We start from the raw sequence: 9,821 nt of genomic DNA, 5'->3' as shown, positions 1-9,821 counted from the left end.
GCTAAAAATCAAGGGAGCATTTAACATGGGTAGAACTACAGGCAAAGCCCAACTGAATGATAACCACCTACTGAAGTAGGTGGTTTAGGGCTGAAAATAAAAAACCCGAACAGTCGCCTGCTCGGGTTTGGTATGTCAGTACGTAACGACTTATAACAGGATAAAAATACCTGCTAAGCATGCACTCATTAGGTTAGCTAACGTACCCGCAAGTACCGCTTTAATGCCTAGGTTTGCAACTTCTGCACGTCGTTCAGGGGCAATCACGCCAATAGAGCCCAGCTGAATCGCAATTGAACCAATATTTGCAAAACCACACAGTGCAAACGTCACGATCACTTGAGTATGTTCAGATAAAAGCGCTTTATGCTCAACAAAATCAATGAAAGCAACAAACTCGTTCATCACGATCTTCTGGCCAATGTAAGAACCCGCCATAAGCACTTCGTTTGAAGGGACGCCAATTAGCCAAGCCAGTGGTGAGAACAGGTAACCAAATACCGCTTGAAGCGTAATACCTGTAAAGCCAGCCACTTCACCTAAGCTTTCTAGGCCAGTGTTCACCATTGCAATCACACTGACAAACGCAATCAACATAGTACCGACAGCAACCGCTACCTTCATACCATTCATCGCACCGCTTGCTAACGCATCAATCACGTTACTTTCTTGCGCTTTGTCCATCTCGATATCAGACTGATCAATTGGCGTTTCACGTTCAGGAACGATGATTTTCGCCATCATCAAGCTACCTGGAGCGGCCATAAAGCTAGCTGCAATAAGGTACTTCAGCTCAACGCCCAGTCCTGCATAGCCACCTAAAACAGAGCCAGCGACTGACGCCATACCACCAGCCATTACAGCGAAAAGTTCAGAGCGAGTCATTCGAGAAAGAAAAGGACGAACAAGAAGTGGCGACTCGCCTTGAGAAAGGAAGATGTTACCAGTAGCAACCAATGACTCCGCTTTACTTGTACCCAAGAATTTTTGGATACCACCACCGATAAACTCGATGACTTTTTGCATGATGCCCAGGTAATACAGTGCAGAAATTAAAGCACTAAAAAAGATGATAATAGGAAGAACGCGAACAGCGAAGATAAAGCCCGTATTAGCAAGGTCACCGAATAGGAAGCCGATACCTTCATCAGCAAAACCTAGTAGGCTAGAAACACCACTGCTTAAACTGGTCAGAGCCGCTTGGCCCCATGGGAAATATAGAACAAGAGCGGCAAACCCCACCTGAAGCAACAATGCGCGTGACACTGTTTTCCAGTTAATGGATTTACGACTCTCAGAAAGTAGGACTGCACACAACAACAGTGCTACAACACCGATTAAACCGAATAAAATATTCATCAAAGATCACCTCTACAAGCATTCAATAGGTAGCTGGTCCGGTCCGTGGGGTCATTCACCTTTCCGTGTGACGGCTTGTATTGGCAGAGCAGTTGCTCTCAACCGGGCGGAAAGTATAGCTCCACAAATGAGATATTCATCACATATTTTCACGCAAACGTTCAAGCGTTCAGTGATTAACCGATTCGGTGACTTTTCTATCGTTCAAAGGAGAGAACCTTGCGTGACCACACCTTATAAAGGCGTTAAAGACATTAACTCTGGAGCAGAATCACAGTTCGACGCTTCAAACAGCTAAAAGGAAGAGTTGGATTAGCGTTATTGATAAATCCATCTAGATTTAGAAGGTGTCTTCACAGACAGGCTTAATTTACTAACAACGTTTATGGCTTACCTAGCAAGCAACCTAGTTTGCCCCGATCAATTCGGGGCTTTTTTGCGTTTGGAAACTGGTTAAATACAAAACCTTACGGCGAATGGTTGGGAGGTATAGAGTTGTAAGGCCAATTTAATATAGAATGTGCGACTATTCTATGTGCCCGAGAAATACCATGCTACGTGATTACACCCACCAAAGCCTTATTGAAATGTCTCGCGAAGAGCTTGAAGAACTCAGCCTTCGTATGATTCATCGACTTGTTCCTGAAGATTCGATGACAGAGCTGTTTACTTTTGATCAAACTGAAACAGAGAATGAAGATAAGCTACAAGAGGCACAGTTTGACGCGATGCTAAGAATGAGTGCGATTGCGTTGAGCGAACTTCCTGCCCTGTTTAGTGAATCAGACAACAAACAGCAGAACACGACTCGCATGCAACGACTGCTGCTTTGGCATTTTTACGCCGTCTCTTTCCACTTAGAGCGTGCAATTCCTCTTGAAGTGCATTGTAACCACGTCGAAGTCATCGTAAAGCAAAGCCCACAAAACGCGCTAGAGTGGGTAACGACGTTAACCGACCTACTTCGTCAGTATTCGCAAATCGCCCAAGGCAATTAAAGCAACCTTTCAAATCAAACGCCAACTCATTATGCGGTTGGCGTTTTACTTTTAGTTATCCAACCAACCGATTGTTTGACCAAATCCATCAAGCCAACGCATACTAATACTCAAAGTTATTATTAGTTGTTGTACATTTGCGTCTAATCTCATTTCTTATTTTCGCGTTTCCCTTTTCTGCTATAGCGGAAGAGTCTGCGCCTGACTACTCTTCATGCCATAGTCAACCAGACAGCGCGAAGATCCTAGACTCTGCTTTTAGTTATATTAACACCCGTTTCTGCCAGCCAGCGGTTTGGTTCGACAGCTTTTTTGTTGATGACCGTGTCGATGAGGATTCAAGCGCGGGTAGCATCGTCCGTTGGAAAAATGACTTCTCTTATGTCGAAGGAGAAGGGTATCAGTTCAACACTCAACTAAAAGCACGCTTCCATTTACCGAAAGTCACCAAACGTTTGAAACTTGTGTTTGAATCTGATGATGAGAGTGATATCTTCGATCTGTTTCCACAAAGCAGTGAAGAAGCGGAGAGCACATTCGCGTTGAGGTACGACTGGCTAAACAAAGATCGCTTGAGCTTCAATATCAAGCTGACGGCCAAACCCGGGGCAGAAGCCCGTTTTCGTTACACCTACCCTATCAATGAAGATCTGGTTCTTCGTGCCACGCAAAAAATCTACCAAAAGAAAAGGCTCACAGGAGAATCAACAGAACTCGACCTTGATTACTCTTTGACTCCTGAGTTTCTTTTACGATGGAGCAGTTTCGCCACTTATGAAGATGACATTAAAGGCTGGGAACTTGGAACGGGATTAAATCTATTTCAACATATCTCAGATCAACAAGCACTGAGCTATCGCCTGAGCACAACTGGGACTAACCGCCCTTTTCACTACATCACCAATACCCACGCTTCTGTTACCTACCGGCAAAATATTCTTAGGCCTTGGCTGTTTTATGAGCTCACCCCTGAATACAACTGCCCTAGAGAAGAAGACACCGAGCGGAGCGGCGAATTCACCGCCACGTTTAGCTTAGAAGTGCTGTTTCATAATATTTGATCGGCTCAAAAAAGCCGAGACTATGCTCGGCTTTGATTTTAAAAAGGTCTTTTATTCCCAATCAAGGATAACTTTGCCAGACATACCGCCACGCATGGTGTCGAAGCCTTTTTGGAAGTCATCAACCTTGAAGTGGTGAGTGATAATTGGCGTTAGATCTAGGCCTGATTGAATTAATGAAGCCATCTTGTACCAAGTTTCGAACATTTCACGGCCGTAGATGCCTTTGATTACCAAGCCTTTGAAGATGACTTGGTTCCAGTCTACTGCCATGTCTGATGGTGGAATACCTAGTAGAGAGATCTTACCGCCGTGGTTCATGTTAGTTAGCATGCTGTTGAATGCTGATGGTACGCCTGACATTTCTAGGCCTACGTCGAAGCCTTCTGTCATGCCTAGCTCAGACATTACGTCTTCTAGCTTCTCTTCCATTACGTTTACTGCGCGTGTAACGCCCATCTTCTTAGCAAGCTCTAGACGGTATTCGTTTACGTCTGTGATTACTACGTGACGTGCGCCAACGTGTTTCGCAACAGCCGCCGCCATGATACCGATTGGACCTGCACCTGTGATCAGAACGTCTTCACCTACTAGGTCGAAAGATAGCGCTGTGTGTACTGCATTACCAAACGGGTCAAAGATTGATGCTAGATCGTCAGAGATTTCTGCAGGGATTTTAAATGCGTTGAACGCTGGGATCACTAGGTACTCAGAGAACGCACCTGTGCGGTTAACACCAACACCTGTTGTGTTACGACAAAGGTGAGTACGACCGCCACGACAGTTACGACAGTGACCACATGTGATGTGACCTTCGCCAGATACGCGATCGCCAATCTCAAAGCCGCGAACTTCTTGGCCCATGCCAACAACTTCACCCACGTACTCGTGACCGACAACCATAGGTACTGGAATTGTCTTTTGTGACCATTCGTCCCAGTTGTAGATGTGTACGTCTGTACCACAGATAGCGGTTTTCTTGATCTTGATAAGAAGATCGTTATGGCCAACTTCAGGTTTTTCAACCTCAGTCATCCAGATGCCTTCTTCAGGCTTTAGCTTTGAAAGTGCTTTTATTTTCATAATGTTACCTAGTTCATCTCGCCCCACTTAATCAAGGCGAGAATCAAAAATACAGTTTATCTAATGTCGAAGAGTTCGAGAATTAGATGATGCCCATGTCTTTACCAACTGCGATGAACGCGTCGATAGCACGGTCTAGTTGCTCACGAGAGTGTGCTGCTGACATCTGAGTACGGATACGTGCTTGGCCTTTTGGTACAACTGGGAAAGAGAAACCAACAACGTAGATGCCTTTTTCAAGAGCACGCTCAGCAAATTCTGCTGCTACTTTTGCATCACCAAGCATGATTGGGATGATAGCGTGGTCAGCACCACCCATTGTGAAGCCAGCGTCTTCCATGCGAGCGCGAAAGTGTGCAGCGTTTTCCCATAGGCGGTCGCGAAGCTCGCCGCTCTCTTTAAGAAGATCAAGAACGCGGATAGAAGCGTTAACAATTGCAGGAGCAACTGAGTTAGAGAATAGGTATGGACGAGAACGTTGACGTAGCCAGTCGATCACTTCTTTCTTACCAGATGTGTAACCGCCTGAAGCGCCGCCCATTGCTTTACCTAGCGTACCCGTGATGATGTCGATACGGTCTACAACGTCGTGGAACTCGTGAGTACCAGCGCCGTTTTCACCCATGAAGCCCACAGCGTGAGAGTCATCAACCATAACTAGCGCGCCGTACTTGTCTGCTAGGTCACAAATAGCTGGAAGGTTTGCTACTACGCCGTCCATTGAGAATACACCGTCAGTTACGATTAGCGTGTGGCGAGCGCCCGCTTCTTTCGCTGCGATAAGTTGCTGCTCTAGCTCTTCCATGTTGTTGTTCGCGTAACGGAAGCGCATTGCTTTACATAGACGAACACCATCGATAATTGAAGCGTGGTTTAGTGCATCAGAGATGATTGCGTCTTCTTTACCTAGAATAGTTTCGAACAGACCTGTGTTTGCATCGAAGCAAGAGGTGTAAAGAATCGTATCTTCTTTACCTAGGAATGTAGAAAGCTTAGTTTCTAGCTCTTTGTGAATGTCTTGAGTACCACAGATAAAACGTACAGACGCCATACCAAAGCCGTTCTCATCCATACCTGCTTTACCCGCTTCGATAAGCGCAGGGTGGTTAGCTAGACCTAGGTAGTTGTTTGCACAGAAGTTTAGTACTTCTTCGCCTGTAGAGATCTTAACAGCTGCTTGTTGCTGAGAAGTAATAACACGCTCAGATTTGTAAAGACCTTCAGCCTTAACTTCTTCGATTTGTTGTTGGATCTGGTTGTAGAATGCAGAAGACATTGCAAATTCCTTCCTAATAATTATGGGTAGGGGTACTTACCTACGTTTATCTTCAGAGTCTTTCTGATGACAAGAAACTAATGAGTTAAGTGTAATTCAAGCACGTAGAATCCATAATCCCACCTAGTGGAAAAACATTCGTGAATTTAAGGCACAAATAAGCTAATTTAATGACCAAGGTCACACTGAGCGCTCTAATGAGAAAAAGAAATCAGCTATAATTGAAGCGTTAATGAATAGGAAACATAAGCGAAGCAAATTGCCTAGTGACCGAAAAAAGAAAAAGCCCAACTAAAAGTATTAGCTGGGCATCACTGTTGGTGTTTCAATTTAAGGTTCACTCTGAAGGTAGATTCAAGCGTCGGTATCTCGTTCAAGCATTAACGTAATCACTGACAACAAGAACACGCCCAAAGCTGCAATCATTATGTTTTCAAGCATTGACCATAGATCAAGTAAGCTATCAATTTCTTGCATATCGTATCTCCTGTGGTAATGACTACCTACTCAATATACAAAACAGACAACCATAAATGTGAGATCTTCATCCCAATAGAGCTTTATTAATAAATATTTCAATAATTAGAATTGTATGAAAAATAACAAACTCATTGCACTGCTTCCTGACCTCGCGAGCTTTATTGTTATCGTCGATGAAGGCAGCTTCACGGCTGCGGCTAAGATCTTAGAAGTGACACCTTCCGCTTTAAGTAAGCTTGTTACCCGCTTAGAAAGCTCGCTGTCAGTGAAACTCTTTGAACGAACTACCCGCACTTTGATCATTACGCGTGCTGGACAACAGGTTTACGATCAATCTTTGGTGATGTTAAATGCAGCCAAACAAGCTGTTGAGTTATCGAGTTCTGAACACCAAGAAATGTCTGGTGCCCTGACGATTGCAGCTCCTGAAGCCTTCCTCAATTCCGTACTTCAACCTCATGTTTTACCCTTCTTGCAAAAGTACCCCGACATTCAACTCAAACTTCGTGTAGCGGATGGCGAAATTGACTTGATTAGAGATGGAATCGACGTAGCGTTTAAATTAACCGACACGCCTGATGAAAACCTTGTTCTCAAAGAAGTAAGTAAAACTAATTTGGTCCTTTGTGCTAGCCCAGACTATATCGCTAAACGTGGGATGCCGGATCATCCTACCCAACTTGTTGATCACGATTGTCTTTATTTAGCGGAAACTCATCGCGATCATGTTTGGGATTTTTTTAAGGAAGATGAATTTCACTCCGTGGCCGTTTCAGGTAGGTATGCTGTGAACCACTCACAAATGCGCTTAACAGGGGTCAAGAATGCGTTAGGTATCGGTATTTTTCATGATTTTGTAATTGCTGATGCCATTGCCCAGAAGCACGTTGTACCTGTGTTGTCAGACTGGACGATTAAGAGTAACTACCATGGAGCGATTGCGATGCAGTACCCACAAACGAAATACATGCCGGCCCGCTTACGGGAATTTATTGATTATATTAGCGAGCAGTTAATATAAGAGTGCCCGTGTTATGGGCACTCTTTTCACTGCATTGGCCGTTAAGACAGGTACGCCGTTAACCTCTTACTTCTACGAATCATAAGCGTGTCTAACAGTAACACTGCCACGATGCTTAATCCGGCTAATGGGAACAGTAAACACACCGCAAACAATGTACAGATCCCCACTTTCCAAATGCCTTCCTGCTCAAAGCGCATCGGTACTCCAAGTCTGTTCTGCTTTGCAGGTCGACGTTTCCACCACATCAATGCGCCCGTGACTGAAATAGCAATAAACGCCACGCAAAAGAGCGCATTTAGCCACTTGTTAATTGGACTGATATCACCCTGATGCAATGAGACGCCCGCCGCCATTAACTTCGCTACAACGCTGTAGTCATTCCAAGTGACATCAACCAACACATCACCACTGTACTGATCAAAGTGAGTAGTACGGTCTTGTCTAGGGTCGATTACGTCACCCGCCATCGAGTTGGCGGCCACAGTAAATACGCCCGTTTTAGACTGAGGTAAAAAGACTCGATATTGAGTAAATCCTAGCGCTTTAGCTTTGTTAATGACCAAATCGACGCTGACGGTCTTGCTTGTATCGTAAGCCGTGTCTGAATGCGCATCACTATGATGACCATGGTGAGATTGCGGTACATCCGCATGTTCAAGGTTCCATGGCATTTCTTCTTCACTGCCATGGTTTAATTCCGCATGGGTCATCGATGACTCGGGTTTTTCTCCCCATATGTAGTAGGTTGGGAAAGTGTTCCACCCTTGTACCATTTTTGCTCCCCACACACCGGCCCATGCAAGCCCAGAGAGCAAAAATAGCAGCAATACGATTGAGAGGGTTCCACCTAGATTCGCGTGGATATCGCGCATGAAAATTCGCATACCATTGTTGCTGCGAATTTTTAAGAAGCCAGCTTTCGAAGCATTATCTCTTGGTAGCCACAGATAAATGCCTGAAACCAGGAGTAAAATACCGAGACTTGCTGAAATCTCAATCAGGTAATCTCCCCATTTACCGATAAGTAACGTGCCATGAATATCATTGGCGAGTTGATACCAACTGTCACTTCTATCTATTTTCCCTAGTACTTTTCCTGTGTACGGGTCTACGGTTGCAAAGACAGTATTACCGCTTTCAAGCCTGACGCTGACTCGACTTGCTTGATCGACATCTGATGGAGCAATGTATTGAGTTGCGGTTCCGTTTGGGTACGCCTTACTGACCGATTCAATGAGCACAGAGACAGGTAAAGCGATAGGTTGTGGTTCAACTAGTGTAATTTCGTGATAGCGAATCTGTTCAATTTCGTCATCAAATAGCATGACAAGGCCTGTTAGGCTGAGCATGATCATAAATGGAATGACGAACAGTCCCGCATAAAAGTGCCAACGCCATGTGAGAAAATAACGTGCTTTGGCTTGGTTCTTGTTCTTATGTTCTTCATCCGACGAGTGTGAAGTGTCCTTAGGTCGAGTCTGAGCTTGACTACCCAACATTACTTATTCCTTTTATTTTGGCGCACAGCAACGACCCGACATTCAATCGAGTATTACTGAGCAAAAACTTTACTTTGTGGCTATTGCCTAATTGTTATGAGTTATAGGTGTACTAGGAATAAGCACTTGGTGGAGCGCGAGGGATAGCGAGTTGATAACGTTCGCTTAGAGCCAAAAAAGCGTAACGTTCAATCGTCGCTAATGAAGATTTTCTCTGTTGAGTCGTGGTTGGAAGCGAGTCGTGGTGAAAGCTTGAGAAATGGCTAAATGGACAAGGTTTTCCATGATGCGTATCCGCCTTGCCCTCTTCGATTTGGATAAGTTCGAAGCCATTAACGGTACAAAGCGTAGCCCACACGCCAGCATTAGCACCGTGAGCATTGATGACAGGCATGAGAGTGACAAGCACCCAGCTAAGGGCACTTGCAATTAACATTGTTCGATTAAAGTTTGATAACCGTTTCATCATTGCTCTCAATTACTTGAGCGCAAATATATAACCTTATCGTAACACCTTCAGCGATTAGTCGTAAAAATCGAACCTTGGTCAATAAATTTATAAACTAAGCCTTAAAATTAGACGATTACCCAAAAATCTTGCTCCAAATACTTGGGTTACGTTTGTCATGGTACTCAACACGAAGGTCATCGATTTGTTTCAGCTCAGCTTTTGCCGCTTCAAGATTACCTGATTTAAGTTCAGCTTCGACTGAATCAACGGCCACAGAAAGTTTGTTGAACCCCTCTAGGTAAAGATCGAACTTTTCTGGTGGGTAATTACCACGTTTTGATTGCTCGATTAAATCGGACAGGTTCTTCACTGCAGCCTGCATTTCCCCTAATTCTTGCGCTTCAGCTGCATGTTTAAATTCTACTTTCATCTGTTTCATCGTCGCTTTTAAGTCAACGTCTGCAGCAAACGCGTGAGTTGAGAGGACAAGGGCAACAAGTGTGACTAACTTTTTCATTATCTTTATTCTTCATGTGTTAAGCGGGAACAAATTGTACAAAATTCCCCTCATTCATCAGAGGGGCTTTTTG

10 protein-coding genes are annotated in these 9,821 nt (G+C 44.4%); 3 read left to right on the top strand and 7 right to left on the bottom strand.

All coding sequences use genetic code 11. The annotated features are described in order from the left end of the window. Window positions 1-150 precede the first annotated feature (150 nt). The gene (locus tag F0231_RS11955) at window positions 151-1,359 is read right to left on the bottom strand and encodes a NupC/NupG family nucleoside CNT transporter (protein WP_171759945.1); all 1,209 of its coding nucleotides are present in this window, start codon (window positions 1,357-1,359) and stop codon (window positions 151-153) included. A gap of 551 nt (window positions 1,360-1,910) precedes the next feature. Between F0231_RS11955 and F0231_RS11950 the strand changes: the two genes are divergently transcribed. Both F0231_RS11950 and F0231_RS11945 read left to right on the top strand, forming a co-directional pair. Continuing rightward, window positions 1,911-2,357, top strand: a complete 447-nt coding sequence (locus F0231_RS11950) for an exoribonuclease R (protein WP_171759944.1) — start codon at window positions 1,911-1,913, stop codon at window positions 2,355-2,357. A gap of 146 nt (window positions 2,358-2,503) precedes the next feature. Next, window positions 2,504-3,418, top strand: coding sequence for a hypothetical protein (locus F0231_RS11945; protein WP_367613473.1), 915 nt, complete (start codon window positions 2,504-2,506; stop codon window positions 3,416-3,418). A 51-nt stretch (window positions 3,419-3,469) separates the two neighbouring features. Here the strand turns inward: F0231_RS11945 and tdh are convergent, their stop codons facing one another. The 3 genes from tdh to F0231_RS21140 form a co-directional block, all read right to left on the bottom strand. Beyond that, entirely contained in the window at window positions 3,470-4,501 is a 1,032-nt protein-coding gene (gene tdh / locus F0231_RS11940; RefSeq protein WP_171759943.1) for an L-threonine 3-dehydrogenase, read from the bottom strand. 82 nt (window positions 4,502-4,583) lie between these two features. Further along, the gene (locus tag F0231_RS11935) at window positions 4,584-5,777 is read right to left on the bottom strand and encodes a glycine C-acetyltransferase (RefSeq protein WP_171759942.1); all 1,194 of its coding nucleotides are present in this window, start codon (window positions 5,775-5,777) and stop codon (window positions 4,584-4,586) included. A gap of 354 nt (window positions 5,778-6,131) precedes the next feature. Then, entirely contained in the window at window positions 6,132-6,254 is a 123-nt protein-coding gene (locus F0231_RS21140) for a hypothetical protein (protein WP_301337909.1), read from the bottom strand. Window positions 6,255-6,369: 115 nt separating this feature from the next. Between F0231_RS21140 and F0231_RS11930 the strand changes: the two genes are divergently transcribed. Then, a complete protein-coding gene (locus F0231_RS11930) occupies window positions 6,370-7,278 on the top strand; it encodes a LysR family transcriptional regulator (protein ID WP_171759941.1) in 909 nt (302 codons plus the stop codon). Between the two features lie 41 nt (window positions 7,279-7,319). On the opposite strand, the gene F0231_RS11925 is transcribed toward F0231_RS11930, so the two are convergent. From F0231_RS11925 to F0231_RS11915, 3 genes are all read right to left on the bottom strand, one after another. Then, a complete protein-coding gene (locus F0231_RS11925; protein WP_171759940.1) occupies window positions 7,320-8,780 on the bottom strand; it encodes a PepSY domain-containing protein in 1,461 nt (486 codons plus the stop codon). Between the two features lie 112 nt (window positions 8,781-8,892). Next, complete coding sequence (locus tag F0231_RS11920; RefSeq protein WP_171759959.1) at window positions 8,893-9,246, bottom strand: hypothetical protein; 354 nt, start codon at window positions 9,244-9,246, stop codon at window positions 8,893-8,895. 118 nt (window positions 9,247-9,364) lie between these two features. Continuing rightward, window positions 9,365-9,748, bottom strand: coding sequence for a cytochrome b562 (locus tag F0231_RS11915; RefSeq protein WP_171759939.1), 384 nt, complete (start codon window positions 9,746-9,748; stop codon window positions 9,365-9,367). Between the last annotated feature and the right edge of the window lie 73 nt (window positions 9,749-9,821).

Source organism: Vibrio sp. RE86 (genome assembly GCF_013114545.1).
GTDB lineage: Bacteria > Pseudomonadota > Gammaproteobacteria > Enterobacterales > Vibrionaceae > Vibrio.
The sequence above is the reverse complement of the archived record's forward strand: the minus strand, read 5'-3'. Positions and strand labels throughout refer to the sequence as shown.

Coding starts and splice junctions, on each gene's coding strand:
- tdh (WP_171759943.1), bottom strand. CDS start 4,501: ATGAAAATAAAAGCACTTTCAAAGCTAAAGCCTGAAGAAGGCATCTGG.
- F0231_RS11935 (WP_171759942.1), bottom strand. CDS start 5,777: ATGTCTTCTGCATTCTACAACCAGATCCAACAACAAATCGAAGAAGTT.
- F0231_RS11925 (WP_171759940.1), bottom strand. CDS start 8,780: ATGTTGGGTAGTCAAGCTCAGACTCGACCTAAGGACACTTCACACTCG.
- F0231_RS11950 (WP_171759944.1), top strand. CDS start 1,911: ATGCTACGTGATTACACCCACCAAAGCCTTATTGAAATGTCTCGCGAA.
- F0231_RS11930 (WP_171759941.1), top strand. CDS start 6,370: ATGAAAAATAACAAACTCATTGCACTGCTTCCTGACCTCGCGAGCTTT.
- F0231_RS21140 (WP_301337909.1), bottom strand. CDS start 6,254: ATGCAAGAAATTGATAGCTTACTTGATCTATGGTCAATGCTTGAAAAC.
- F0231_RS11920 (WP_171759959.1), bottom strand. CDS start 9,246: ATGAAACGGTTATCAAACTTTAATCGAACAATGTTAATTGCAAGTGCC.
- F0231_RS11915 (WP_171759939.1), bottom strand. CDS start 9,748: ATGAAAAAGTTAGTCACACTTGTTGCCCTTGTCCTCTCAACTCACGCG.
- F0231_RS11955 (WP_171759945.1), bottom strand. CDS start 1,359: ATGAATATTTTATTCGGTTTAATCGGTGTTGTAGCACTGTTGTTGTGT.